General features: G+C 68.9%; 25 protein-coding genes. 12 read left to right on the top strand and 13 right to left on the bottom strand.

Going from position 1 to position 25,437, the window contains the following annotated elements; genetic code table 11:
• The first annotated feature begins 96 nt into the window (after positions 1–96).
• A complete protein-coding gene (locus ACXIZN_RS13020; RefSeq protein WP_457954609.1) occupies positions 97–942 on the top strand; it encodes an LLM class flavin-dependent oxidoreductase in 846 nt (281 codons plus the stop codon).
• 230 nt (positions 943–1,172) lie between these two features.
• Positions 1,173–1,736, top strand: a complete 564-nt coding sequence (locus ACXIZN_RS13015) for a CGNR zinc finger domain-containing protein (RefSeq protein WP_457954608.1) — start codon at positions 1,173–1,175, stop codon at positions 1,734–1,736.
• Here ACXIZN_RS13015 and ACXIZN_RS13010 read toward each other — a convergent pair.
• Positions 1,725–2,477, bottom strand: a complete 753-nt coding sequence (locus ACXIZN_RS13010; RefSeq protein WP_457954606.1) for a PIG-L deacetylase family protein — start codon at positions 2,475–2,477, stop codon at positions 1,725–1,727. The two genes, ACXIZN_RS13015 and ACXIZN_RS13010, sit on opposite strands and share 12 nt — an antisense overlap.
• 176 nt (positions 2,478–2,653) lie before the next feature.
• Between ACXIZN_RS13010 and ACXIZN_RS13005 the strand changes: the two genes are divergently transcribed.
• On the top strand, positions 2,654–3,733 hold the full coding sequence (locus ACXIZN_RS13005) for a glycoside hydrolase family 5 protein (protein WP_457954604.1): 1,080 nt from the start codon (positions 2,654–2,656) through the stop codon (positions 3,731–3,733).
• A 72-nt stretch (positions 3,734–3,805) separates the two neighbouring features.
• Here ACXIZN_RS13005 and sigJ read toward each other — a convergent pair whose 3' ends face one another.
• The 3 genes from sigJ to ACXIZN_RS12990 form a co-directional block, all read right to left on the bottom strand.
• Positions 3,806–4,693, bottom strand: a complete 888-nt coding sequence (sigJ, locus tag ACXIZN_RS13000) for an RNA polymerase sigma factor SigJ (RefSeq protein WP_457954603.1) — start codon at positions 4,691–4,693, stop codon at positions 3,806–3,808.
• Between the two features lie 372 nt (positions 4,694–5,065).
• On the bottom strand, positions 5,066–6,100 hold the full coding sequence (locus ACXIZN_RS12995; protein WP_457954602.1) for a (4Fe-4S)-binding protein: 1,035 nt from the start codon (positions 6,098–6,100) through the stop codon (positions 5,066–5,068).
• Positions 6,097–7,278: a thiolase family protein gene (locus ACXIZN_RS12990; RefSeq protein WP_457954601.1), complete on the bottom strand. Its 1,182-nt coding sequence runs from the start codon at positions 7,276–7,278 to the stop codon at positions 6,097–6,099. Before ACXIZN_RS12990 ends, ACXIZN_RS12995 begins: the two co-directional genes overlap by 4 nt.
• An 89-nt stretch (positions 7,279–7,367) precedes the next feature.
• Here ACXIZN_RS12990 and ACXIZN_RS12985 point away from each other — a divergent pair, with 89 nt between their 5' ends.
• Entirely contained in the window at positions 7,368–7,814 is a 447-nt protein-coding gene (locus tag ACXIZN_RS12985; protein WP_457954599.1) for a winged helix-turn-helix transcriptional regulator, read from the top strand.
• A gap of 137 nt (positions 7,815–7,951) precedes the next feature.
• Here ACXIZN_RS12985 and ACXIZN_RS12980 read toward each other — a convergent pair whose 3' ends face one another.
• Together ACXIZN_RS12980 and ACXIZN_RS12975 are read right to left on the bottom strand one after the other, a co-directional pair.
• Positions 7,952–8,530 (bottom strand): DUF2867 domain-containing protein, encoded by a 579-nt coding sequence (locus ACXIZN_RS12980; RefSeq protein WP_457954598.1) that lies wholly within the window; start codon positions 8,528–8,530, stop codon positions 7,952–7,954.
• On the bottom strand, positions 8,527–8,811 hold the full coding sequence (locus ACXIZN_RS12975) for an antibiotic biosynthesis monooxygenase (RefSeq protein ID WP_457954596.1): 285 nt from the start codon (positions 8,809–8,811) through the stop codon (positions 8,527–8,529). The genes ACXIZN_RS12980 and ACXIZN_RS12975 overlap by 4 nt, the downstream gene beginning before the upstream one ends.
• Before the next feature lie 93 nt (positions 8,812–8,904).
• Between ACXIZN_RS12975 and ACXIZN_RS12970 the strand changes: the two genes are divergently transcribed.
• Together ACXIZN_RS12970 and ACXIZN_RS12965 are read left to right on the top strand one after the other, a co-directional pair.
• Positions 8,905–9,471 (top strand): TetR/AcrR family transcriptional regulator, encoded by a 567-nt coding sequence (locus tag ACXIZN_RS12970; protein WP_457954594.1) that lies wholly within the window; start codon positions 8,905–8,907, stop codon positions 9,469–9,471.
• A gap of 97 nt (positions 9,472–9,568) precedes the next feature.
• Positions 9,569–9,928: a hypothetical protein gene (locus ACXIZN_RS12965; protein WP_457954592.1), complete on the top strand. Its 360-nt coding sequence runs from the start codon at positions 9,569–9,571 to the stop codon at positions 9,926–9,928.
• Here ACXIZN_RS12965 and ACXIZN_RS12960 read toward each other — a convergent pair.
• The 3 genes from ACXIZN_RS12960 to ACXIZN_RS12950 are packed head-to-tail and all read right to left on the bottom strand — an operon-like array spanning position 9,903 to position 11,610.
• On the bottom strand, positions 9,903–10,049 hold the full coding sequence (locus ACXIZN_RS12960) for a hypothetical protein (protein ID WP_185927096.1): 147 nt from the start codon (positions 10,047–10,049) through the stop codon (positions 9,903–9,905). The two genes, ACXIZN_RS12965 and ACXIZN_RS12960, sit on opposite strands and share 26 nt — an antisense overlap.
• Positions 10,046–11,263: a hypothetical protein gene (locus ACXIZN_RS12955; protein WP_457954590.1), complete on the bottom strand. Its 1,218-nt coding sequence runs from the start codon at positions 11,261–11,263 to the stop codon at positions 10,046–10,048. The genes ACXIZN_RS12960 and ACXIZN_RS12955 overlap by 4 nt, the downstream gene beginning before the upstream one ends.
• Complete coding sequence (locus ACXIZN_RS12950) at positions 11,260–11,610, bottom strand: hypothetical protein (protein ID WP_457954588.1); 351 nt, start codon at positions 11,608–11,610, stop codon at positions 11,260–11,262. Before ACXIZN_RS12950 ends, ACXIZN_RS12955 begins: the two co-directional genes overlap by 4 nt.
• 111 nt (positions 11,611–11,721) lie before the next feature.
• Between ACXIZN_RS12950 and ACXIZN_RS12945 the strand changes: the two genes are divergently transcribed.
• The 6 genes from ACXIZN_RS12945 (at position 11,722) to mptB (ending at position 20,877) form a co-directional block, all read left to right on the top strand.
• Positions 11,722–13,512 (top strand): hypothetical protein, encoded by a 1,791-nt coding sequence (locus ACXIZN_RS12945; protein WP_457954587.1) that lies wholly within the window; start codon positions 11,722–11,724, stop codon positions 13,510–13,512.
• A gap of 394 nt (positions 13,513–13,906) precedes the next feature.
• On the top strand, positions 13,907–15,691 hold the full coding sequence (locus ACXIZN_RS12940; protein ID WP_457960506.1) for an ABC transporter substrate-binding protein: 1,785 nt from the start codon (positions 13,907–13,909) through the stop codon (positions 15,689–15,691).
• Positions 15,692–15,699: 8 nt separating this feature from the next.
• Complete coding sequence (locus ACXIZN_RS12935; protein WP_457954586.1) at positions 15,700–16,731, top strand: ABC transporter permease; 1,032 nt, start codon at positions 15,700–15,702, stop codon at positions 16,729–16,731.
• On the top strand, positions 16,728–17,633 hold the full coding sequence (locus ACXIZN_RS12930; protein WP_126732914.1) for an ABC transporter permease: 906 nt from the start codon (positions 16,728–16,730) through the stop codon (positions 17,631–17,633). Before ACXIZN_RS12935 ends, ACXIZN_RS12930 begins: the two co-directional genes overlap by 4 nt.
• Positions 17,630–19,300 (top strand): nickel ABC transporter ATP-binding protein NikE, encoded by a 1,671-nt coding sequence (nikE, locus tag ACXIZN_RS12925; RefSeq protein WP_457954585.1) that lies wholly within the window; start codon positions 17,630–17,632, stop codon positions 19,298–19,300. Before ACXIZN_RS12930 ends, nikE begins: the two co-directional genes overlap by 4 nt.
• Positions 19,301–19,314: 14 nt before the next feature.
• Entirely contained in the window at positions 19,315–20,877 is a 1,563-nt protein-coding gene (gene mptB, locus ACXIZN_RS12920) for a polyprenol phosphomannose-dependent alpha 1,6 mannosyltransferase MptB (RefSeq protein WP_457954584.1), read from the top strand.
• A 582-nt stretch (positions 20,878–21,459) separates the two neighbouring features.
• Here the strand turns inward: mptB and ACXIZN_RS12915 are convergent.
• The 4 genes from ACXIZN_RS12915 to ACXIZN_RS12900 are packed head-to-tail and all read right to left on the bottom strand — an operon-like array spanning position 21,460 to position 25,386.
• The gene (locus ACXIZN_RS12915; RefSeq protein WP_457954583.1) at positions 21,460–21,876 is read right to left on the bottom strand and encodes a TIGR03668 family PPOX class F420-dependent oxidoreductase; all 417 of its coding nucleotides are present in this window, start codon (positions 21,874–21,876) and stop codon (positions 21,460–21,462) included.
• Positions 21,877–21,889: 13 nt separating this feature from the next.
• The gene (locus ACXIZN_RS12910) at positions 21,890–22,513 is read right to left on the bottom strand and encodes a class I SAM-dependent methyltransferase (RefSeq protein ID WP_457954581.1); all 624 of its coding nucleotides are present in this window, start codon (positions 22,511–22,513) and stop codon (positions 21,890–21,892) included.
• Between the two features lie 48 nt (positions 22,514–22,561).
• On the bottom strand, positions 22,562–23,449 hold the full coding sequence (locus tag ACXIZN_RS12905) for a S66 peptidase family protein (protein ID WP_457954579.1): 888 nt from the start codon (positions 23,447–23,449) through the stop codon (positions 22,562–22,564).
• Positions 23,446–25,386, bottom strand: a complete 1,941-nt coding sequence (locus ACXIZN_RS12900; protein ID WP_457954578.1) for a S9 family peptidase — start codon at positions 25,384–25,386, stop codon at positions 23,446–23,448. Before ACXIZN_RS12900 ends, ACXIZN_RS12905 begins: the two co-directional genes overlap by 4 nt.
• Between the last annotated feature and the right edge of the window lie 51 nt (positions 25,387–25,437).

The following is a 25,437-nucleotide window of genomic DNA, read 5'->3' as shown; positions in this document are numbered from 1 at the left end:
GATCGTTCACCGGCGTCCGTCATCCTCGGGACGCTAACGTGGGTGAACGGCGTAAACAAGCGGCCGTCCGGGGACTTCGACGATGACGTTGGGGAGTTGATCGACTTGACCGGCAGCGCGGTCCGCCATGCCGTCTATCTGCCGCCTTTCGGCCCGTTCGGTGAGCCGGGGGTGCTCGTCGACCTCGCCGTGCGCGCCGAGGCCGCGGGCTGGGACGGGTTCTTCCTGTGGGACCACGTCGTCGCGGACACCATGCCCATCGCGGATCCGTGGACGACGCTCGGCGCCATCGCGCACGCCACCAGCCGCCTGCTGTTCGGCCCGATGATCACCCCGCCCGCCCGGCGGCGGCCGTGGGTGGTGGCGCGACACGCGTCGACGGTCAGCAGGCTCTCCGGCGGGCGGCTGATCCTCGGCACCGGGCTCGGTTCGGACGAATCCGGCGACTTCAGCCGGTTCGGTGAGCAGACCGACCTGCTGACCCGGTCGGCGATGTTCGACGAGGGTCTCGACGTCATCCGCGCGATCTGGTCCGGCAGGCGTTTCGACCACGACGGCGCGCACTATCAGGTCGCGCTCGCCGAGGCCCCGCCCGAGCCGTTCCCGATCCCGATCTGGGTGGCGAGCTCCACCGACAACCCGCGAGTCGTCCGGCGGGCGGCGTTGTGCGACGGGATCTTCCCGAATCCGGAGGACCACACGCCGACCGCCGAGGAGATCGCGGAGACCCACCGCGCGCTCGGTCTCGCCGGGCTGGAGCCTGGGCGCCCCTTCGACGTCGCCGTCGCCGGGAACGCGAGCCCGGCGTGGGAGGAGCCGATCAAGGTCGACCTGCCCGCGCTGGGGCAGGCGGGGATGACGTGGTGGATGGAGTCGCTGATGCATCTCGACCCGCTGGAGCTTTCGCAGAAGATCGTGGACGCGGGCCCGCCTCGGTGGTGACGCGTCCGTGAAGGCCTCCTTCCCTACGTTGAGGGTAGGGAAGGAGGCCTTCACGGACTTTCGGCGGGAAGGCGCCGGACCGCAGCTCTCTGTCCATAGTGGACTTCGGCTGTGCCGTTCGCCGAATACCGTTGCTCCAAAAGCCTTCACCGTCCTTGCGGTGTCGCCTGCCTTTGCTAGCGTCACCGCGGGCGTCCTGCGAACCAGTGACGTCCGTGGGGAGGGGCGGAATGGCTGACGAGCACCACGCGATGCGGCTGGAAACCGGGGTCACGCTGGTCAACGCGTTGACCGGGGAGCATGTCCACGGCAGGCCGAAACCCGCCCTTCAGGGCCAGGACCTGATCCGCGCCGCCACTGAAGCGCTCGGAACCGGAAACGGCCAGGTCGACCTCCTGACCGCGGAGCGGCTGCGGAATCTCGCCTCGCGCCTGCGGGAGATCATCGAGTCGCTGTCCCGGCGGGAATCGGACCGGGCGGCCGGGCTGCTCAACCGGATGCTCGTCGACAGCAAGGCCCGGCCGTCGCTGCATCGCCACGGCGAACAGTCGTGGCAGCTGCGTTTCCACGGTCCTGAGGCCGACCTCGTCCAGCAGTGGGCGGCGGGTCTCGCGGTGTCGGTGGCCGCGGCGCTCGGCGACGACATCCCGCATCGCGTCGGGTTGTGCGCGGCGCCGCGGTGCGACCAGGTGTACATCGACGCGAGCCAGGCGCAGATCAAGCGGTTCTGCGGGCTGGCCTGCCAGAACCGGGTGAAGGCCGCCGCGTACCGCGCCCGACGCTCAGGAGCGTGAGCCTCGCGGTGTCGCGTCGGCGTACCACTCGCGGCTGAACGCGAGACCGAAGAGCGGCGCCGGAAGCCGGGTGATCACGCGCATCAGTGGCGCGAGCCTGCCGTTCCCCTTCACCTGCGAGGAATGGGCGGCTATCGCGGCCTGCTTCTGGCGTGCGAAGCGCCGGATGTCGAAGGTATGCGTGATCTCGGACTTGGCGCTGTAGGCACGGAGAAGCGCGTCGACGTCATAGCGGAACGGGATCCGTGCCAGGCGCACGATCCGCACCAGGCGCGCGACGACGTCGCGGGGGATCGTGGCCTCCAGCAGCCGGACGTCGCCTGCGAGTTCCGCCGCCCGCTTGCCGACCTCGTGCACCTTGACGTGGTCGCGGTGACCGTAGCCGCCGTCGCGGTCGTAGCTCAGCAGAACCGAAGCGCCCTCCTCGCGCAGGATCGCCACAAGCCGAGCCGCCGCTTCGTCGGTGCTCGCGCGGACGAAACGGACCCAGCCCGGCGGGTCCGGATAGAGGATCGCGCCGTGACCGCTGCCGGCGTAGCCGAGATGGACGACCCGCGCGACGCCCAGGATCTTCGCGCTCGCGTCGAGTTCGGCCCGGCGCGACGCGTCAGCGCCCCGCATGCCGATGGTGGCGACGACGAGGACGACACGGTGGCCGTCCGCGGCGGCGCGGGCGAGGGTGCCGCCGGTCAGCAGGGCTTCGTCGTCCGGATGGGCGTGGAAGGCCACGATGGTCGTCACGCTCCGAGCATGCCAGTGGTCGTCGAAACGGTGGGTGGTGGACCCTTGACCGTCCGTCGACCCTGTGGGTAATCTTCCCTTTACTTTCCAATAGTAAGGAAAGTTTCCTATTTAACTCCGCCGCCTGACCGTCGGCGCGCCAACGTCGGTGCCGTCGACGCGAGAGGAGAAGCCGAATGCGTTGGGACAAGATCCGTCTCCGGGTGACGGCCGCACTGGCCGCCGGACTGCTGGCACCGGTCGCGGCCGCGAGCACCTCGATGGCGACCGAGACCGCGGCAGAGCCCGCAACGCAGGCAGCCGCCGCGCTGCCGCCGGGCAGCCCGGCGGCGATCAACGGACAGCTGAAGGTCTGCGGCCTCCAGCTCTGCAACTCCGCCGGCAAGCCGATCCAGCTCCGTGGCATGAGCACCCACGGGATTCAGTGGTACAGCCAGTGCGTGAAGACCGCTTCGCTCGACGCGCTGGCCAACGACTGGAAGGCCGACGTCCTCCGGATCTCGATGTACATCCAGGAAGGCGGCTACGAGACCGACCCGCGCAAGTTCACCGACATGGTGCACGGGTACATCGAAGAGGCCACCAAACGCGGGATGTACGCCCTGGTCGACTGGCACCAGCTCACCCCCGGCGACCCGAACGCCAACCTCAGCCGCGCCAAGACGTTCTTCACCGAGATCGCCCAGCGGCACAAGGACAAGACCAACATCATCTACGACATCGCCAACGAGCCCAACAACGTCAGCTGGGACCGGGTCCGCAGCTACGCGGAGCAGATGATCCCGGTCATCCGCGCCCAGGATTCCGACGGCGTCGTGCTCGTGGGCACGCACGGCTGGGGCTCGCTCGGCATCTCCGACGGCCGCAACGAGACCGACATCATCAACAACCCGGTCCGCGCCAGCAACTTCATGTACACGTTCCACTTCTACGCGGCGTCGCACAAAACCGAGTACTTCAACGCGCTGAGCCGCGCCGCCAGCAAGATCCCGCTGTTCGTGACCGAGTTCGGCACCCAGACCGCCAGCGGTGACGGCGGGAACGACTTCACCAACTCGCAGAAGTACCTCGACTTCCTCGCGTCGAAGAAGATCAGCTGGACCAACTGGAACTTCTCCGACGACAGCCGTTCGGGCGCGGTGTTCAAGCCGGGCACCTGCTCGGGCAGCTCGTTCACCGGCACGGCTCCGCTGAAGCCCGCCGGTGTCTGGATCCGGGACCGCATCCGCACCGCGGACAACTTCCCGACCTCCTGATCCCGGCAGCGCGCAGGTCACGAAGGGGTTCCCTCGAGACGGATCCGTCTCGAGGGAACCCCTTCGTGAATTTCAGCCGAGCGGCTCGAAGTCCAGCGCGGCGAGGCGGTCCGGATCGGCGAGGATGTCGATCGCCGCGATCCTGCCGTCCACGACGGTGAACGCGAAGACCGTCGTCGGGACACCGTCCTTGGTGACCACCATCCCGGCCGCGCCGTTGACCAGCGCGGGCCGCAGCTCCCCGCCCTCGCCCGCCGTCCGGAACATGAGCGCCTGGCTCGCGATCGTGGCCGCCCCGCGCACGAAACGCGACGTTCCCGCCGGAGCGGCGCCGCCCTCGGCGCGCAGGATGACGTCCGGGTCGAGCACCGAAACCAGTGCGTCGAAGTCGCCATCCCTGGCGGCGGCGAAGAACGCGTCGACGACGGCCCGCTGACGGCTCAGATCCGCGTCGGGGACCGTCGGCGAGCCCTGCAGACGACGGCGTGCGCGGCTGGCGAGCTGCCGGGTCGCCGCGGAGGACCGGCCCACGATCGGCGCGATCTCGTCGAACGGCAGGGCGAACATGTCGTGCAGGACGAACGCCAGCCGCTCGGCGGGGTCCAGGGTGTCGAGCACGACCAGCAGCGCCAGCCCGACCGAATCCGCCAGCAGGGCCTGGTGTTCCGGGTCGATCCCGCCCTCACGGCCGATGATCGGGTCGGGGAGCTGCGCGCCGACCGGCTCCTCCGGTCGCGATTTGCGTGAGCGCAGCATGTCGAGACAGATCCGGCCGACGACGGTGGTCAGCCAGCCGCCGAGGTTGTCCACGTCGCCGGAGTCCGACCGGCTCAGCCGCAGCCAGGCCTCCTGCACGGCGTCGTCCGCTTCGCTCAGCGAACCGAGCATCCGGTACGCCACCGCCCTCAGATGCGTCCGGTGCCCTTCGAAGCGCCGTGCCAGCCAGTCGTGTTCGTCCACGGTCCCCATCCTTCATCGATCAGTCGTAACCCTGACGCGTGGGGGATCGAAGATGTGACAGGCCTTCAGCCGCGGCTGACCGAACTCGCGGCGGCGTCCGACGATCGCGGCCACGACGGTTCACCAGCGTCACGGCGGCGAACAGTCTCGATACTGCGCGCGATCCCGGTGAACAGGATGATCGGCACCAGGATCCGGCCTTCTCCGGTGCGCTGCCGGATCAGCAGCGTCTTCGCGGTCCGCGGCCCGGCGGCGGAGCGACGAGAACGCCAGTTTGGTCGCGATCACGCGGAAGGTCCTCCCCAGGCTTCGCCGCCAGATTGGGGAGCGCCTGGCATGGGACAGGCCCGCGGGTGCGGGGCAGGGCCGGTCCTACCGCCGCGGGTAGCCGCCGTCGACCTCCTTCACCGGTTTGTGCGGGAACCGGCGTTCGGCGTAGGCCTTCGCCGCCGATCCCTCTCGCACGTAGAGCGTCTCCACCTTGTCCTGCAACGGTTTCACGACGGTTCCGAGGAAGCCGCGACGGTCTTCGAGGTACGGGCCGAGCACGTCTTCACCCGCCGGGCAGACCGCCATGCAGTACGCGGCCTTGTAGTTCGGCTTGAACGCGAGGCTCTGCCACATCGACACGTTCTCCGAGTCGGTCACCCTGGACCGGAAGTCGGCGGCGTCCTCGCTGTCGGCCACGGTCTGGGCCCAGTCGGTGAAGCCGCTCATGAACTCGCGGTAGTTGTGCGTCGAACAGGCGAGGAAGTCGAATTCGCCGGTCTTCGAGATCGCCCCGATGGGACAGGCGGCGACGCAGAGCTTGCACTCCAGGCAAGGGTTGTAGTCGAGCCCCTCGCCGTAGGTGGACACCTCGGCGTCGACGAGCAACGTCGCGAGGAGCACGAAGTTGCCGAACTTCGGGTGGATGACGTTGCGATGCAGGCCCATGGCGCCGAGACCGGCCGCGACGGCGACCGTCTTGTGCGCGACGACCCAGATCCGGCCGGGATAGTGCTCCATCTCCATCGGGAACGTCGCGGACGGGTTGATCGCGCGGTAGCCGGCGTCCTGCAGCGTCCGGACGATCGTGTGCCCGGCCTCGTTGATGATCTCGCCGGTGCGGTGGAACTCCTGGTTGGCGACGCTGCGGGCGGGGGAGCGGACGTCGTCACGGTTCATCCGCACCACGAGCGAGACGAGGGTCTTGGTGCCGGGCAGGGCGCGCTCGATGTGCTCGCGTTCACCCGCGAGATCCGGATGGCCGAGCGAGACCGCGGCCGCGTCGTCGGCGCCTGCGGCGAGGCAGATCTCCTTGAGCCAGGCCGCGTCGATCACCGGCGACGGCTTGTCCCGCGGTTTGGCGAGCACGGCCCGCACCGACGGATGGTCCGCCAGCTTCTTGGGGAGCCTGCCGGTCACAACGCCTCCAGGATGGTCGCGTTGGCCTGGCCGCCGCCTTCGCACATCGCCTGCAGGCCGTACCGGGCGCCGTGGTGGTGCAGCGCGTTGACCAGCGTGCCCATCAGTCGTGTCCCGCTCGCGCCGAGCGGATGGCCCAGCGCGATCGCGCCGCCGTGGACGTTGACCTTTGCCGGGTCGGCCCCGATTTCCTGCTGCCACGCCAGCACGACACTGGCGAACGCCTCGTTGATCTCGAAGAGGTCGATGTCCGCCAGGCTCAGCCCCGCGCGCCGCAGCACTTTCTCCGTGGCGGGGATGACCCCGGTGAGCATGAGCAGCGGGTCGGATCCGGTGACGGCGAAACTGTGCAGGCGGGCGCGCGGGCGGAGGCCCAGCCGGGCCGCGGTCTCGCTGGAGGTGATGAGCAGGGCGGAGGCGCCGTCGTTGATCGGGCTGCTGTTGCCCGCGGTCACCGACCAGTCGATCTGCGGGAAACGCGCGGCGACGGCCGGATCCTGGAACGCCGGGCGCAACTTGGCGAGCGTTTCGAGGTCGGTGCCGGGCCGGACGGACTCGTCGGTGGAGACCCGGCCCGACGGTGTCTCGATGGGCACGATCTGGCTCGCGAACCGCCCGAGTTCGTGCGCCCGGGCGGCCTTCCGGTGCGAGGCCATCGCGAACTCGTCCATCGCCTGGCGGCTGAGCGACCATTTCGCGGCGATGAGTTCGGCACTGATTCCTTGTGGCACCAGGCCTTCCGGATAGCGCTCGGCGACGCCGGGGCCGAGCGGGTCGGTGCCCGGCAGCACGTTCGACCACATCGGGACACGGCTCATGGACTCGACACCGCAGGCGATGACGACGTCGTACGCGCCTGCCATCACCCCCTGAGCGGCGAAGTGCACGGCCTGCTGGCTGCTCCCGCACTGCCTGTCGACGGTGGTGGCGGGCACGCTTTCGGGCAGCCCGGCCGCGAGGGCCGCCCACCGCGTGACGTTCTGGGCCTGCTCACCGACCTGGTCGACCGCGCCGCCGATGACGTCGTCGATCAGCTCCGGGTCGATGCCGTTCCGGTCGACGAGAGCGCGCAACGTGTGGGCGAGCAACTGGACCGGGTGGACCCCGTGCAGGGCGCCACCGGGCTTTCCCTTGCCGATCGGGGTACGGACGGCGTCGACGATGACCGCGTCGTGCACGGCTGCCTCCAGTAGTGAGTTGGTATCTCCAACTCACTGTGGCATCGAGTGGGTTGGAAATCAAGACTCACTCGGTTTAGGCTGGTCGCATGACCGAAGGACCGAGGGACTGCTCGATCGCCAACGCGATGGAGGTGATCGGGGAGCGCTGGAGCCTGCTCGCGCTGCGCGAAGTGTTCTTCGGTGTGCGGCGGTTCGACCAGATCGTCCGCAACACCGGGGCGAGCCGGGACATCCTGACCGCGCGGCTGCGGAAGCTCGTCGAGACGGGGATTCTCGAGAGACGGCTCTACGAGGAGCATCCACCGCGCTACGAGTACGTGCTCACCGAAGCGGGGCACGCGCTCAACCACGTGCTGCTGAACCTCATGGCGTGGGGCGACGCGTACGTCACCGAGGGGCCGCCGCCGACGGTGTGGCGGCATTCGTGCGGCGAGGTCCTCGCGCCGGAGACCGTCTGCGCGCACTGCCGCGAACCGGTGCGGGAGAAGGACATGACTCTGGTGCGGAGCAGCCGCCGCACCAAGCCCTCGTGAGTGGTCAGGACAGTTGGAATCGTCCTAGCCACTCACGAGGCCTGGTGAGCATGTCGCGAAAGCCACTTTCGAGACGTCTGATGTCCCGAAAGTGGCTTTCGCGACACCGCCTCCGGAACCCGCTCACGAGGTCGGTGTCAGGAGCGGGCAGCCCATTCCCGCGCGATCATCCGCATGAGTGCCGGATAGATGATCGAGTACCGGAACGGCTTGATGAATCCCATGTAGACCCGGCCGAACAGGCCGTTGGGTTTGACCAGCACCGCCAGCTGGCCGCGATATCCGCCCTGCCCGTCTTCGACCCACGCGATGTGCAGGACGCCGTGCATGGTCCGGTTCGCCATCTCGGCGGCGAATTCGTCGTCGAGCCGGTAGAGCGGGGTGAACGGCAGCCAGTCCTCGTCCGGTCCGGTGGGAGTGTCGCGGAGGTCTTCCGGCAGCTTGCCGCGGAGTGATCCGACGCGGGTGTCGAGGCCGGAGGTTCGTTCGTCCAGTCCCAGCAGGTTTCCGAGCTTCCAGCGCAGCGCCCACAGCGCCCGGACGGGGAGCGGCGCCCCGTCCGGGAAATTCCCCGACGAGAACTGCTTCACCAGCTTGCCGAAATCGTCCGGCCCGCCGGGTGTGTCGAGCGCCCAGACGTCTTCGAGGTCGAAGCCGCCGGCGATCTCGTGGATCCGCCACGAGCGGGTGGTGTGGGCCGTGTCCGCGAGTTTCATGCCGACACCAGCTGGACGATCTCGCGCGGGCGGACCTCGCGGTCGTCGAAGGCGACGTCCACGTCCGCCGATGCCAAGGCCTGCATCGAAGCCGCCTGTGCCGCCTCGGATTCCCAGCGCACGATCGACACCACGGCGTCGCCCGCGGCGGTCACCCAGCATTCGGCGGCGAGACAGCCCGGAGTGGAGCGCAAAGCCTCGGCGACACGCCGGACCCGCGAGACGAATTCGTCGTGATGATCGGTGTGCGGGTAATGCGTGGCCACGAATCCGACAGTCATCGTCGTTGTTCCTCCCAGTGAACTTCCGCCATCTATACGGTAGCGTATATATCGTCCTCGTGGTGCCGGAGTGACGGGAGATACGGTGATCCCATGGCCGCCGAAACCCGGACCCCGCCGAGCGCCTGGATCGACGCTGGGCTGCACGCCCTCGCCGCCGGAGGTCCCGACGCCGTGCGCGTCGAGGCGCTCGCGAAAGCCCTGGGCGTCACCAAAGGCGGTTTCTACGGTCATTTCGCCGATCGGGGCGCACTGCTGGAGGAAATGCTCGCCACGTGGGAGCGGATGAGCACAAACCTGCTCTTCGAGAGCGTGGAGAGCGAAGGCGGTGACGCCAGGGCGAAGATCCGGCGCGCGGGGCTGCTCGCCGGCGATCGTCTCCTGCCGATCGACCTCGCCATCCGGGATTGGGCCCGGCGCGACGCGGTGGTGGCCGAACGGCTCCGGCGGGTCGACAACCAGCGGATGGACTACCTGCGTTCCCTCATGCGCGAGATCTTCGCCGACGAGGACGAGGTCGAAGCCCGCTGCCTGCTCGCGTTCTCGCTCCTGATCGGCAAGCACTTCATGGCCGCGGATCACGGCGGCCGTACCCGGGAAGAGGTCACCGAGCTGGCCGGAGCACTCCTTCTCGGCGGCGGGCCCGGTCATGGAATTTGAGGCGGGCCAACGGCTCCTCGCCTTCCTGTGCGAGCTTCAAGCGGTGAAGGTCGCGGATTCGACGTGGAAGTTCGAAGGCCAGGAGTGGGAAGCGGCGGTGGACGTCGTGCCGCGCCGCCGGCTCGCGCTGGCGTTCGCGGCGCTGGACCCCGTGACGGGGAGGCTCGCCACCTATGACATCGACACCGACCTGTACGACCTGACGCGCGACGATCAGCGTGATTTCGCGGAGGAGATCGAGCGCGACATCATCGAGTTCCTCGACAACCTGAGAAAGGGAGCCGTCCTGCGGGGGAACCACGGCAAGAATTTCGTGCTCGTCTTCCCTTCGGACGGTGCCTACATCCGTGTCGTCCAAGGTCGCTTCGTAGGCAGCGCGTCCACGTACCCTGATCTCGCCGCCGCGCTGGCAGGTGGTGATTACGTCCCTCTCAGTCGTCCTCATCCTCAGGCGTAGTGGGGACCTGCTTGCGCGCGACGTAGATGAGCAGCCCGATGATCACCACTGGGCCGACGAAGATGAGGATCTCGTCCCAGCCGCCCTGGTGCATCATCACCACCCGCGCCGCGCTGGTCATGAGCCGGAGACCAGCGCGATCCCGAGCGCGGTGTACCCGATCATCAGCGCCAGCATGGGGTACTGGCCCACCTTGACGTAGTTCGCGCGCAGCACGCCGACGGAACGGTCATGGGCCGAGGTTACGGCCAGCACGTGCCCGGCGACGATCCCGGCGATCTGCACCAGCGCGATCACGCCGGTCGAGACGACCGTGTAGTCGATCGCGCGGCCGAAGCCCTGCTGTCCGGAGAACACGGCGAACGAGAAGTAATGCGCGACCGTGTAGCCGACCATGATCGGGATCAACGACGGCGCGAACGCGGGATACGGGTCGAACCCCCGGCGCAGATACGGCCTGGTCAGGCTGATGGCGCCCGCATAGGCGCCGTAGGTGAGCGCGATACAGGCCGCGAGCCCGGCGGTGCCGCCGGGGACACCGGCGTCCAGCGACGTCCAGAACGGAAGCCGGGTGAGGCCGTCGAACGCCGTCGAGCCGAGTACCACCAGCACCAGCGCGGTCAGCCACGGCGCGGGGGAGATGGTGAGCAGGCCGTCCAGTGGATTACGGATCACCAGGCGCCCGTCCGCCCGCCTGCCGAAAGGGGAAAGCGCCGCGATGAGCCGCGCGTAGACCTCGAAGGCGTCACCGCGGTCGAACCAGCGCGGACCGAACACCGCGCCGAGAGCAATGTGTATAACGGCATACACGGTGACGAACAGGGCGATCGCCCGCGGCGAGTCGGAATGCGGGAACACCAGTTCCAGCCAAAGGAAAGCCAGGAGGCCGACGATAGCGGGCAGATAGCCCGGCCGGTCCGGGAGTTCGCGATGGCGTGCGGGGATCAGTGCCGCGATCGTCCTCAGTGGATTCAATCGCGTCCAGACCGGGCCGAACAGAAGCGAAAGCGGGACCAGTCCGACCCAGAACCAGACGTAGAACCAGGCCGGAGCGGGGTTGTCGGCCGAGTTGCCGGGGCCCGCCCACGCCATCGCCAGAAAGCCTGCGAACAGCGCGACGCCGAGCACGCGCATCGCGATCCGCGAGAACCCGGCGTCGACGAACCGTTGCAGGGGGAGAGGACGGCCGGCGTCGGCGCCGCGGAGTTTGGGCTCCTTCCAAAGCACGGTGAGCGCGAAGAAGGAGACCACGACGGCCGCCGCTCCCGCGTAGAGCGCGAGCCACAGCGGGACCGGCAGGTCGGACCGGCCGCCGAGACCGTGCGCCAGGATCATCCGCTCACCCGGAGCTTGGTCACCGCCGCGCCGCTCTTGTGCAGTTCCACCTCGAAGATCCCGTCGATGTTCGCGGTGAAGGCGACCGTCCCCGGCACCCCGGGCGCCAGCTGGGCGGCCTTGTCGTAGCCGTGGACGTGCAGTTCGTCGGGCTGGTCGGAGGTGACTTCGAGCGCGACGTTCTCGCCGGTGCGCACCGCGACCTCCTCCGGCCCGGCCGTGCGCTTGCCCTCCGTGACCGAGAACTTGACGGTCCGGGTGCCGGTGCCCGGCGCCTGCTCGGAACCGGCCGAACAGCCGGTCACGGTCAGCAGTGCGGCCACGGTGATCGCGCCGATCCTCCGCATCGAGGTGCCTCCAAGTCGTACGCCCCGGCTTGCCCGCCCGGGACCTTGCGCCTATCGTGTTACCCCAAGGTAACAGTTACTTAGGTTAGCAGGAAGGCGAGAACGGTGTTCATGGCTCAGGAGAGCCCGCCTGCCGGCGGCGCGCAATTCGGGCAGATCGTCATCGCGGGCCTGATGTTCACCGCGGTCTTCCTGCCCTTGGCCCTCTTCGTGCTCCGCGAGCGCGCAGGGAAGCGGACGGTCTTCGGCCGCGTCGCGGACTGGATGGCGGAGTTCAGCGGTCTGCCCCGCTGGGCGGCGCTGCCGATGTTCGTCGCCTTCCTCTGCGGGATGTCGGCGCTGATCGGCGTCTACTGGGACGTGCCGATCCACATGGAGCTCGGCCGCGACGAAGGTCCGCTCGCGAACCCGTCGCATTACCCGATCTACTTCGGACTGATGGGCATCTTCGCCAGCGGTGTGCTCAGTGCGACCCTCGCGACGAAGGACCTGCCCAAGCGCACGTTCAAGATCGGCCCGCACTGGCGGGCGCCGATGGGCTCCATCCAGATGATGGCGACCGGGCTGGTCGGTATCGCCGGGTTCCCGCTCGACGACGTGTGGCACCGCCTGTTCGGTCAGGACGTCACCGAATGGGGGCCGACGCACGTCCTGATGATCGGTGGCGGAGTCTGTGTCGTGCTGGGGCTGCAACTGCTGCTCGGCGAGGCGCGTCAGGTCGGCGCGACCGGGCCGGTCGTGCGGCTGCTCGGCCCGGTGCTCGCCGGTGCCTGGATGATGGGCGCTTCGGCGTTCCTGATGGAGTTCGACCTCGGCGTCCCGCAGTTCCCGATGCTGTCGCAGGTCGTGCTCGTCGGCCTGATCGGCGCCTGGACGCTGACCTACGGGCGACTGTCCTGGGGGCCGGGCGGCGCCCTGATCGTGCTCGCGGTCTTCCTCGCGTCCCGCGCTTCGTTCGCGGTCATCCCGCTGTTCGCCGACCTGCACGTGGCGTCACTGCTGCCATACGTCGCCGAAGCGGTGATCATCGAGGTCGTCGCCCTCGCGATGCGTAACCGGAAGGGCTACACGTTCGCCGCCGTCGCCGGTCTGCTCGTGGGAACAGCCGGAATGCTCGCCGAGGCGGCGTTCACCCAATGGTTGATGCCGAACCCCTGGCCTGCCGCTCATCTGCCGTTGTTCGTCCTGTTCGGGACCGGCGCGGCGCTGGCGGGTGCGTTCATCGGTGTCTGGCAGTACCAGCGAGTGGAGGAGACGGCGACGCGGGTGCCCGCGGCGGGACCCCGGCACGTGGTCGGGCTCGTCGGTGCGCTGGGCGCGGTCGCCTTGATGTCCTCGGTCGCCGTTCCGCAGGATCCGGAACCGGGGTTCACCGCCGACATCCGGCTGACCGAATCCGCGACCGGGCTGCCGATCTCGAATCCGCACGGCGGCGGCACGCCCCGCTGGGTCGACGCGACCGTGACGATCTCGCGGCCGGACCTGGCCGACGACGCCGTGTGGCTCAACGGTTTCGCTTGGCAGGGCGGCGACTTCTTCACCGCGCCGCTGGAGAAGATCGGCGACGGGGTGTACCGCACCGCCCAGCCGCTGCCGGTGTTCGGCCAGTGGAAGACCGGGATCCGGGTGCACGTCCCGAACCGGGTGATGGGGCTCGCCCCGATCTACGCGCCCGCCGACCCGGCCGCGAACGCGCCGTCGATCGACGCGACGTCCGGCACGCGCCCGTTCATGTCGGAGATCGAGTTCCTGCAGCGGGAGCGGAAGTCGGAGACGCCCGCCGTGCTGTGGACGGTCGCGTACGTGACCGTCGGGCTCATCTTCGCCGGTATGTGGGCGCTGTTCGCGTGGCTCTACGCGGCCGCGGCCACCGCGCGCCGGCGTGAGGTCTCCGTCGGCTGACTTCTCCCGCGTTTCGTCCTCTGGATGCGGTACTTGCGTGTGCAACTACCGCATTCAGAGGACGAAACGCTTTGCTCTCACTTCGTCGCACGTATCGATTGGGCATCATCGCGCGCAAGGCTTTTGCAAGCCCGCTTCCCTTGAATACCCAGGACAGTGCACGTGGTGCCGCTTCGCGCACCGAAACGGTGACACAGGGCAACGTCGGAAGGACGTAAAGTAGTCGCCGACCACGCGACGGCATCCGCTGTGCACGATCGGTATTGGCGAGTCATTGCGCGGTTACCGCGACATGTGGTTACTTTTCCGCCTCGGGGGTTGGGTCACAGCGAGTTTCGATGGGGTGGTCTTCGTGCGCACAGAGCGTTTTCCCAGGCGACGGCGCGGTCTTCGCGTGGTCGCGGTCCTCGCCGCTTCGGCGGTCGCGACGGTGCCTTTCGTGCCCGCCGCGGCGGCGCAGCAGCAGGGCAAGGTGCTCCGGGTGGCGCTCACGACCGGCATCGACCACCTGAACCCCTTCACCGCCCAGCTGGCGGCGTCGACACAGGTCGGCCGGTTCAACTACGAGTTCCTGACCCTGCCCTCGGCCGAGGACACCCAGCCCACGGGCGGGATCGCCGAGTCGTGGAAGACCTCCGACGACAAACTCACCTGGACCTTCACCATCCGCCAGGGGATGAAGTGGTCCGACGGCAAGCCGATCACCGCGCAGGACCCCGCGTACACCTTCCAGCGGATGCTCGACGACGAGAACGCCCGCACCGCGAACGGCAGCTACGTCACCAACTTCGCCTCGGTGTCGGCGCCGGACGACAAGACGCTGGTCATCAAGACCAAGGCCCCGCAGTCGAGTATGACCTCGCTCGACGTCCCGATCGTGCCCAAGCACATCTGGGAGCCGATCAAGGATCTCAACGCCCCCTCGACCGACGACATGTCCGTCGTCGGTGTCGGCAGCGGGCCGTACCTGCTGACCGAGTACAAGAAGAACGAGTTCGTGAAGTTCAAGGCGAACAAGGACTACTGGCGCGGGGCGCCCAAGGTCGACGAGCTGCAGCTGCTGCAATTCAAGGACGCCGAGGCCGCTGTCAACGCGCTGAAGCAGGGCGAGGTCGACGTCATCAACCGGCTCACGCCCACCCAGTTCGACGCGCTCAAGGGCGAGAAGAACATCACCACGAACAAGGCGCCGGGCCGCCGGTACAACGAGCTCATCATCAACTTCGGCGTCAAGAACGTCCTCGACCAGCCGATCGGTGACGGCAACCCGATCCTGAAGGACATCCGCGTCCGCAAGGCGATCGCGCAGGCCATCGACACCAAGACCATCGTGGACAAGGTGATGAACGGCTACGGCCAGCCCGGGACCGGTGTCGTGCCCGCCATCTACAAGGCCTACACCTGGTCCCCGTCGGACGCCGAGAAGACCAAGTTCGACATCGCGGCCGCGAACGCCACCCTCGACCAGGCGGGTTACGCCAAGGGCGCGGACGGCATCCGCGTCGCGCCCGGCGGCGCGAAGCTGGAGTTCCGGCTCGCCGGTCACGCGAACCGGCCGTTCGACCAGCGTGTCGCGCAGTTCGTCAGCGGCTGGCTCAAGGACGTCGGCATCGGGGTCAAGCAGGAACTCGTCTCCGACGACGAACTGGACGACCGCACCACCGCGGGCAACTACGACCTCGCGATCTCCGGCTACGGCACCTCGCCCGACCCGGACTACGCCCTCAGCCTCAACACCTGCGCCGGCCGCCCGAACGCCGAGGGCAACGGCGGCAGCTCGGCGACGTTCTTCTGCGACCCGCGCTACGAAGACCTGTACAAGAAGCAGCTGACCGAGTTCGACCCGGCGAAGCGCGCGGAGCTCGTCAAGCAGGCGCAGGCCGTGCTGGCCGGTGAGTACGTCGACGTCGTCCTCGACTACGACAACGTGCTCGAGGCCTACCGGTCGGACAAGTTCTCCTCGTTCACCAAGCAGCCGCAGCCCGACGGCGCGATCCTCGAGCAGTCCGGCTACTGGGGCGTCTACGGCGCCACTCCGGCCGACGCGGCCGCGGCCGGTGCCGAGGAGAGCAGCAACACCGGCCTGTGGATCGGCATCGGCGCGGTCGTGCTCGTGGTGCTCGTCGGCGGCGGCGTGCTGCTCGGGCGGCGCGGCAAGTCGGCCGACGACCGGGAGTAAGGACCGCGTTGACCGAAGCACTCAGTTCCCTCGAAAAGCCCTCGGCGCTCGGTGATCCCGACGAGCGCCGGGGCGGGACCGGCACCGCCCGGTTCGTGCTCTCCAAGATCGGCGGCGCGCTGGCGAGCCTCGCGCTCGTCGTCGTACTGGGGTTCTTCCTGTTCCGGACGCTGCCCGGCGACCCCGTGCGGTTCATGGTCCGCGACCGGCCGACCGACCCGAAGATGATGGCCGAGCTCCGGGCGCAGATGGGCGTGGACAAGCCCTTGCTGCAACAGTTCTGGGACTACGTCGTCGGGCTGCTCCAGGGCGACATGGGCGTCTCGTACCTGCAGCGGCGTCCGGTGTTCGACATGGTCAGCGAGCGGTTGTGGCCGACGATCCTGCTGGTCGGCAGCGCGACCGTGCTCGCCGTCGCGCTCGGCCTGTGGCTCGGCGTCCGCGCGGGCTGGCGCCGGGGGAGCAGGTTCGACAAGGTCCAGACCGGGATCGCGCTGACGCTCTGGTCGGTCCCGCAGTTCTGGCTGGGGCTGATGCTGCTGGTGGCCACCAACGGCCTCTTTCCCAGCCGGGGCATGCATTCCCCGGACGTCGAGCCGGGCTTCTTCAGCGAAGGGCTCGACGTGCTCCACCATCTCGTGCTGCCGTGCGTGACCCTGCTGGTGGTGTTCTACGCGCAATACATGCTGGTCATGCGGTCGTCCCTGATCGGCGAGATGAATTCGGACTACCTCACCACCGCACGGGCCAAGGGCCTGCGCGACGATCTCGTCCGCAAGCGGCACGCCGTGCCGAACGCCCTGCTCCCGACGGTGACGCTGGTCTTCATGCAGTTCGGGATGGTCGTCTCGGGGGCGGTCTCGGTCGAGGCCGTGTTCAGCTGGCCGGGGCTCGGGCAGCTGCTCTACGAGGCGCTCCGCGGGCCTGATCTTCCTGTCCTGCAAGGAGTCTTCGTCACCCTCGCGGGTGCAGTGGTGCTGATGAACCTGCTCGCGGAGCTGCTTTACCGCGTGCTCGACCCCAGGGTGCGGACGGCATGACCACAGCGGAAAAACCCGGTTCGATCGTCTGGCGCCGCCGCCGCGAGGCTGTGGCGAAGCGCTGGCACGAGTTCACGACGAACAAGGCGGGCGTCTTCGGGCTGGCCTTTCTCGGTGTCCTCACGCTGCTGGCCATCCTCGCGCCGGTGATCTCGGACGAGTCCGGTCTCGACGTCACCAAGGCCGAAGGCACTTCCCTGGACCCGCCCAGCGGGGAGTTCTGGCTGGGCACCGACATCGACGGCCGTTCGGTGCTGCTGATGACGTTCTGGGGGGCGCGGATCTCGCTGCTCACCGGCTTCTCGGCGGCGTTCCTCTCGGTGCTGATCGGCACCGTCATCGGGATCGCGGCCGCGCATTTCGGCGGCTGGCTGTCCGGGCTCCTGCTGCGGTTCACGGACTTCTTCCTGGTGCTGCCGTCGCTCGTCCTGGCCGTGGCGCTCGCCTCGGTACTGGACCAGGGCACGATGACGGTGATCATCGCGATCGGCGTCACCGCCTGGCCCAGCACCGCGCGTCTGGTCCGCGCGCAGACCCTCACGATCGAGGGCCGCCCGTACATCGAGCGAGCGAAAGCGCTCGGCGGCGGGCACCTGCACATCGTCGGCAAGCACGTCCTTCCCGGTGTCATGCCGCTCGTGCTGGCCAACACCACGCTCGTCGTGGGCAACGCGGTCATCGCGGACGCGACGCTGGCGTTCCTCGGCGTCGGCAACCCGAACACCGTCTCCTGGGGAGCCATGCTGCAGACCGCCTTGAACAACGGCGCGATCAGCAAGGGCGCCTGGTGGAACCTGCTGCCGCCGGGTGTCGCGATCGTCGTGGTCGTCCTCGCCTTCACCCTCGTCGGACGCGCGCTGGAAACCGTGCTGAACCCGCGCCTGAAGGGACAGCACTCATGAGCCCCTTGCTGGAACTGAAGAACCTCGGCGTCACCTACGCCACCGGTGGCGGCGAGGTCGCCGCCGTCCGCGGCGTCGATCTCGTGCTCGAACCCGGCGACACCCTCGGTGTGGCGGGGGAGTCGGGGTCGGGGAAATCGACGGTCGCGATGAGCGTGCTGCGGCTGCTCCCGCGGTCGGCGAAGGTCAGCGGGGAGATCCTGCTGGACGGCGAAGACGTCACCGCCATGAAGTGGGGCAGGCTGCGCGCGGTGCGCTGGGCCGAGGCCTCGGTCGTCTTCCAGGGCGCGATGCACGCGCTCAACCCGGTGCGGAAGATCGGCGAGCAGATCGCCGAGCCGATCCGCCTGCACCCGCCCGGTGGCAAGGCGCTGTCGGACGCCGAGATCCAGGCCAAGGTCAAGGAACTGCTCGAACAGGTCGACCTTCCGCCCGGCCGCGCCGGCGCGTACCCGCACGAGCTGTCCGGCGGCCAGAAGCAACGCGTCATGATCGCGATGGCGCTCGCCTGTTCGCCGCGGCTGATCATCGCGGACGAGCCGACGACCGCGCTCGACGTCGTCGTCCAGGCGCAGGTGCTCGACCTGCTGGGCAGGCTGGTCGCCGAACAGGGGATCGGGCTGATCATGATCAGCCACGACCTCTCGGTGCTGGCCGCCACCTGCCGTCGGATCGCGGTGATGTACGACGGCGAGATCGTCGAGGAGCGGCCGAGCGCCGAACTGATGAGCGCGCCGCGGCACGAGCACAGCAAGGCGCTGGCGGCCGCGTTCCCGACCGTGGGCGATCCGGTGTCCCGCTTCGCGCCCGCGACCAGCACGCCGCTGCCGCCGGAGCCGGAGCGCAGTGCCGACCAGCCCGCGTTGCTGGAAGCCGAGGACCTGCGCGTCAGCTTCCGCGACCGCACCGGGAAGCGGATCAACGCGGTCGCCGGGGTGAGCCTCCAGGTGCGGAAGGACGAGATCGTCGCGCTCGTCGGCCAGTCCGGCTCCGGCAAGACGACGCTCGCCCGAACCCTGCTGGGGTTGCAGAAACCCGACTCCGGCGCGGTGCGATACGACGGCAAACCGGTCCCGCTCGGCGGTGCGGGGCTCAAGGCGTACCGGCGGCAGGTCCAGCTGGTGCTGCAGGATCCGACGAGCGCGCTGAACCCGAACCACACGGTGTACGAGGCCGTCGCGGAAGGCCCCCGCATCCACGGAATGGGCCCGAACGAGCACGAGATCGTCACGAAGGCCCTCGAAGCGGCCGAACTGCGGCCCGCGGCGAAGTTCCTCGACCGGCTCCCGCACGAACTGTCCGGCGGGCAACGGCAGCGGGTCGTCATCGCGGGCGCGCTCGCGCTGGATCCCGGCGTGATCGTCGCCGACGAACCGGTGGCCTCGCTCGACGCGTCCGTGCGCGGGGAGATCCTCGCGCTGTTGCTGCGCCTGCGGCGTGAACTGGGACTCGCCGGGCTGGTGATCACCCACGACCTCGGGCTGGCCTGGAACATCGCCGACCGGGTCGCTGTGATGTATCGCGGGGAGCTGGTGGAAGTCGGTACCGTGGAGGAGGTCCTGCTGGACCCGAAGCACGACTACACGAAGTCGCTGCTCGCCGCGTTGCCCGGTGGGACGGCGCGGGAAACACCCATTGCCGCGCACTCGCACAGGCGCGGTGTGTAACCTCCAATCTCGAAATGGCGACCACGACAGACCCCCAGCAGACGCCCTCGGCCGGTTCCCTCGGCGAGCGGCTCCGGGTGCCTTCCCGGTTCCCGTACCGCACCATCGCGATGGGAACCATCGGCAGCACGCTGCTGATGCTGGCGGCGCTCGGTGCCGGCGGCACTCTCGTCCGTGACCCGATATTGGGGCACGGACCGCTGTCGTGGATCCGCTACGGCCACGGCCGCATCCTCGCCAACGTGGTGCTCTACACGGGCTTCGCACTGATCATCTGGGCGTGGGTCCGGCTGGGCCGCTACGCGCTCGCGGGTCGCATCGGCAGCCGCCCGATCGTCATCGCCGCCGCCTGCTGGATGGCGCCGCTGCTGGTGTCGCCGCCGCTGTTCACCCGCGACGTCTTCTCCTACCTCGCGCAGGGCGCGCAGCTGCTCAACGGCCTCGATCCGTACGCCAACGGCCCGGCCGAGCTTGCCGTGCTGCCGGACGTCGTGCAGAACGTCCATCCGCTGTGGCAGACCACGCCCGCGCCGTACGGCCCGCTGTTCCTGCTGGTCGCCAAGGCGATCGTCTCGGTCACCGGCAACGACATGATCGCCGGTGTCATCGCGACCCGGCTGGTGCTGATGATCGGCCTGATCGGGATGCTGTGGTCGCTGCCGCGCCTGGTCAAGCACCTCGGCGGCAAGCTGCCGATCACGCTGTGGCTCGCCATCGCCAGCCCGATGACGGTGATCCACCTCGTCGGCGGACCGCACAACGACCTGCTGATGCTGGGCTTCCTCACCGTCGGCGTGCTGGCGGCGCTGGAACGCAAACACGTCGTCGCGATCGTCCTGGTCACCATCGGCATGCTGATCAAACCCACCGCGGCGTGGGCGCTGCCGTTCCTGGTCTGGGTGTGGGCGAACCACCTGCCCGGTGACCGGAAGGTGGCCAACTTCTTCCGCGCGGGCGCCGCGTCGGTCGGGATCTTCCTGCCGGTGTTCGTCGCGGGCACCTGGTTGTCGCTCGGCTCGGTCAACCTCGGGTGGCTGACCGGTCTCAAGGCGCCGACGCTGATCGCGAACTGGATGAACTTCCCGACCGGGATCGGCGAGATCTTCTACTCGCTGGTGAACCTGGTGATCGACGTCGAGGTCTCGCCGTTCGTCACCGTCTTCCGGGCGATCGCGATGGTCGGGTTGTTCGTTTTCGCCGGCTGGCAGTGGTGGCTCGCCCGCGACGGCGGCTACCCGGCGATCCACCGGATGGCGATCGTCCTGCTGGCCGGCGCGATCGTCCCGCCGCCCTCGCTGCCGTGGTACCTGACCTGGGGTTTCGTCGTTCTTTCCGCGTTCGAATGGCGCCGCCGCAACCTGGCGGTCGTCGTCGCGGTGTCGGTGTTCGTGACGCTGGTCTACTACCCGACGGGGGAGCAGGCCCTGTACGACTGGTGGTTCATGGCCGGCGTCGTCGCGGCGAGCGTGTACGCCGCCGCTTCGCTGCTGCGGCCGGACCCGCTGGGGATCATCGCCGCTTGGCGGGGCAAGCCGGTGGAGCAGTTCCTGCCCGCCGAGGCTCCTCGCTCCTCTTGAGTTTCAGTACATGAAGGCCCCCTTCCTTGCGTCTAGCGCAAGGAAGGGGGCCTTCATGTACCTGGGCGTGAATGCTGGGGCTTGGCCTTCACGGACCTCGGGGGAGAGCCGTGCGGTCCAGAAGGGCAAGTTCCTTCGGCTGAGTCGTGTGAATGGGTCCCTCATGTGCTTTGGATGTGAAGGCCGTGACTCCCTGGGACCATCAGCGTTCCGTGAAGGCCTCCTTGAGGGACTCTGGGTCCCTCAAGGAGGCCTTCACGGACTTTTGGTAATCGCCACGCGCCCCATGTACGTCAGCAGTCACAAGGGTTGCGCGTGAAGGACCCCTTCCCCTCGGCTCAGCCGAGGAAACTCGACCTTTCCCCAGTACATGAAGGACTCCATCCTTGCGCCTAGGTACAGGAAGGGGTCCTTCATGTACTCAGGAGGTCCGGCACCGGGGATGTCACGTGATCTACCGGACGACACGCGAAGCGAGCGTGGCTGGTCCACGGAGCGACAGTCTCGCTCACCAAGTGTATAACGACCTATACAGCATGGCAATGCCCCTGTTGCCGCTTCACGGCAACAGGGGCAAAAAGCTCAGGAAGCGCGCCAGCCGCTCCATGAGTGAACGAGCGTGGTCACCACGGCATGCGGAGGAGGCTGCGCCCCGTACTGCGGATACTTCTCCCGCAGCAGCCGCACCGGCAGCGCCTGCTCGCCGGGATCGGTCAGCACCCGGGCGACACCGTCGGCCCGGGCCCACCACAGTCCGGCCCAGTCCTCGTCGTAGTGGTCGGTCAGAAAGCTGACCACCGGGTTCTCCGCGATGTTCCTCAACCGCCGCAACGCCGTCGTGCTCTTGGGTTTGTGGTCGATCGCGAACGCCACCGAGTCGCCTTCGAAAACGAACGTCACCGGCACCACATGGGGCACGCCGTCCGAACCCGTCGTCGCCAGCCTCGCTATCCGCTCGCCTTCGAACCGTGACCGGGCTTCGGCAGGCGTCATCCGCATGCCGTGACGGTACCTAAGCGCGGCGCACGCGGAGCACGTTGTCCGAACGCGTTCCCTGCTGGCCGTCCGGCCCCGGGAAGTCGCGGGTGATCAGCTCCTGTCGTTCCACGGTCCATTCGCCGTCGGCCAGTGCCAGCGATTCGAGCACCTCGGCGGTGGTCGGGAAGTGGACGTCCTTGTGCGGCGGTTCCTCCATCCACGTCGGCCAGCCCGCGTGGCCCGCGACCACCAGCGTGCCGCCCGGCGCGACGGCTTCCGCGGCCCGGCGGAGCGCCTTGTCCCGTTCGCCGTCCTCGGCGACGGGGGAGTGGAAGAATTGTGCGGAGACGAGGTCGAAACGGCCCTCCGGGAACGACTTCGCCAGGTCGTGGCGTTCCCAGACGATGCCCTCGACGCCGGCCTCGGCCGCGTGTGCGGCGGCGCGCTGGAGCGCGACGTCCGAGATGTCGACAGCGGTGACCCGCCAGCCCTGCCGCGTCAGCCAGATCGCGTCGCCGCCCTCGCCGCAGCCGAGATCGAGCGCCGTTCCCGGCGTGAGCGCGGCGACCTCGTTCACCAGGATCGGGTTCGCCTTCCCGCTCCAGACCTGATCCTTGTCCCGGTAGAAGTCTTCCCAGAACTGCTGTGTGGCATCCATGACCGCAAGATGCCCCCGTCCCGGCCGGTTCCGCAAGTTCCGTTGCCGTTATGGCAAAACCAGCAGGGTGCCCGCGTCGGCGTCGAGGGTGGCCCGCGCGCCGAGGGGGATGGTCGGCGACGCCGGAACGTGCCCGACACCGAAATCCCAGGCGATCGGGACGCCGAGCGGACCGAGGCGGTCGAGCATCAGGGCCCGGATCGCCTCCGGATCACCGCAGGATTTCCATGAGCCCAGCACGAACCCTCGAACGCCGTCGAGCCAGCCGGAGCGCAGCAGCTGGGTCAGCATCCGGTCGATCCGGTAGGGGCTCTCGGTGACGTCCTCCAGCAGCACGAGGGCCTCCCGCCCCGAGCCCTGCTCGGGCGTGCCGAGGCCTGCCGCGACGAGGGCGAGGTTGCCGCCGATGAGCGTTCCGGTCGCGGTGCCCGGCACCAGCGGCGACGACGTCGGTGAGGCGATCAGCCGCACGCTGTCCGGTTCGAACAACGACAGCCGCAGATGCCCGGCGGCCACCGCGTCGAACAGGGTGGTCGCGGGCATGGGGGAGAACAACGTCTCCAGTCCCATGTGGACGTTCACAGCCCGGTGCAGCGCGGTGACGTCGCTCGATCCGCCGAACATCTTGGGCCCGGCCGCTCGCAGCGCCGTCCAGTCGAGCAGGTCGAGCATCCGCTGCGAGCCGTAGCCGCCGCGGGCGGCGAGGACGCAGGTGACTCCCGGGTCCAGCCAGGCGCGGGTGAACTCGGCGGCCCGTGCGTCGTCGGAAGCCGACAGATAGCCGGCGGAGGCCGCACGGACGCACTCGCCGACGTGGACCTCGACGCCCCAGCCGCGGAGCACCGGCAGCGCCTTCTCGACGAGGTCCGGCGGGACCGGGCCCGCCGGGGCGACCAAGGCGATCGTGTCACCAGGCCGCGTCTTCGGCGGCCTCACCGGCTCAGCCGGAGCTTCGGCACACCGGGCGTCTCGAAGCCGAGGATCTGACCGTAGAACGACAGCTCCGCTTCGAGCGCGGTCACGATCGTCTCCGCCTTCCGGAAGCCGTGCTGCTCGCCCTCGAACCTCAGGTAGGCGTGTTCGATGCCGCGCCCTTCCAGTCCGGCCACGAACCGGTCCGCCTGCTCGGGCGGGCAGATTTCGTCCTCCAGCCCCTGCAGGAACAGCAAAGGACCGGCGAGGGTGCCCGCGTTGTTGATCGGCGACCGATCCCGGTAGCGCTGCGCGGCCTCCGGCAGCGGACCGACCAGCCCGTCGAGATAGCGGGACTCGAAGTCGTGCGTCTCACCGCCCTCGCCGGTCCATTGCGTGAGGTCGAGGATCGGGTACATCACGGTGCCCGCGCGGTAGGTCGTGGTGGTGGTCAGCGAGGCGGCGGAGGTGTACCCGCCCGCGCTGCCGCCGCGGATGGCCAGCCTGTCGCCGTCGACGGTGCCTTCGGCGGCGAGGGCTTCGGCGACGGTGACACAGTCGGCGACGTCGACCACGCCCCACTGTTCCCGCAGCCGCTCACGATAAACACGTCCGTAGCCGGTGGAGCCGCCGTAATTCACGGTGACGACGGCGATCCCGCGGCTGGTGAAGTACGCGATCTCGTAGTCGAGCACCGCGCTGTCCCGGCCGGTCGGCCCACCGTGCGGGTACACGAGCAGCGGCGGCAGTTCGCCGTCCGGCGCGGCGAAGTCGGCGTTCGCGGGGAGGTAGACGAAGGCGGGGATCCGGTCGCCGTCGTCGGTCTTGAAGATCCGTTCCTCGGGCGTCGACAGGTAGGCGGGCGACGGCGGTTCAGGTGCTGACGCGAGTTCGGTCACCGTCCCGCCGTCGAGACCGACCTTCACGACGGCACCTTCACGCTTCGGTCCCGCCGCGACGCCGACGACGCCGCCCTCGTGGACGGCGAAACCGTTGGTGGACCACGCGGTCAGCTCGGCGGCGGCCGCCACCGGAGTCACTTCCCGCGTCGCTTCGTCGAGGATGGCGAGCCTGCCCGACGCGATGACGGCGAACCTGCCGTCGCCGAGCGGAGTGAACCAGCGCGTGCCGAGTTTCCACTGCGCGCCGCCGATCTCCTGTTCGACCGGGGCCAGGTTCTCGATGCCGCCGTCGAGTCCGACGCGGTGCAGGTTCCACCAGCCGTCCGGGTCGAGCAAGGCCAGCAGGCTGTCCGCCGACTCCCATTCGCCCTGGCAGACGGAGACGTCGGCCGCGCCGGCGAGTACCCGGTGCGGCTCGAACGTCCCGTCCTCGCCGAGTTCGGCGACGCACAGTTCGGTGCCGTCCCAGGGCATCGCGGGGTGGTTCCAGCCGATCCACGCCGCGCGCGCGGCGTCCGGCGAGAGCCGTGGCGCGGTGAGGAAGTGATGGCTCGCGGTCAGAACCCGTTCCGGGCCACCGTCGAGGGGGACCGCGATGAGATCGCGGGTGATGTCGACGCGCCGGGGGCCGGTGCTGCGTTCGCGGACCAGCCACACTTCGCCGGGGAGGCCGGGTCGCAGGTCGCTGTAGCGGATCCCGTGCCGGGTCGCCGGTTCCGGGGTCAGCGGTGTCGTCTCGCCGGTGGTCAGATCACGGCGGTAGACGCGCTGATCCGCCCAGTGGGTGAAGACCAGGACGTCGCCGAGGACGAGCCAGGGCCTGCCGCCGTATTCGTGGACCCGGTTCCGGACGCTCCAAGGAGCGGGAAGGACGTCTTCGACCGTGCCGTCGGCGCGGGACCGCACGAGGGTGACGCGACCGCCTTCACCGGTTCTCGCTTCGGCCCACCAGACCTCGTTTCCCACGGTATCGAGCCATTGCGCGCTGACTCCCGAGGCCGCGACAGCGGCGGCCGACAGGGGAGACGTCCAGGTGCCGTAAGGGGCGATCTCAACCACGGTTGAAGACTAGGTTCGTCCCTTTGCCCGTGACGGCCCGGGGCGCGGCGG

This window comes from Amycolatopsis sp. TRM77291 (genome assembly GCF_054166285.1).
This window is presented reverse-complemented; position numbering and strand designations above follow the sequence as displayed.